The following is a 264-nucleotide window of genomic DNA, read 5'->3' as shown; positions in this document are numbered from 1 at the left end:
GGTGTCGTGTGGAAAATCTCAGCGGTCGTCGAGCTAATAGAGGCAATTGCCCAGGACGGTGTTCGGAAACGTTAGCTATTCGAGTGGGTGTTATAGGATGGACTTCCCCGCCGCCTGTCCCGAGATCCCGGTCGCCGATCTCGCGGCTGCGCTGGACTGGTACCGCACGCGCCTGGGCTTCACGATCGACTGGTCGGACGCGGCGCTCGGCCTTGCCGGCGTGTCGCGGGGGGCGAGCCGGATGCTCCTGAGCAACGCCGCCTA

1 protein-coding gene is annotated in these 264 nt (G+C 64.8%); it reads left to right on the top strand.

From position 1 onward, the window contains the following. Positions 1-97: 97 nt before the first annotated feature. On the top strand, positions 98-264 hold a 167-nt coding region (locus tag NLU14_RS23295), incomplete at its 3' end, for a VOC family protein (protein ID WP_420845097.1).

This window comes from Marinobacter iranensis (assembly GCF_029207565.1).
Lineage (GTDB): Bacteria > Pseudomonadota > Gammaproteobacteria > Pseudomonadales > Oleiphilaceae > Marinobacter > Marinobacter iranensis.
Note: the sequence above shows the minus strand (reverse complement) of the source record. Positions and strands in the feature narration are given on the sequence as shown.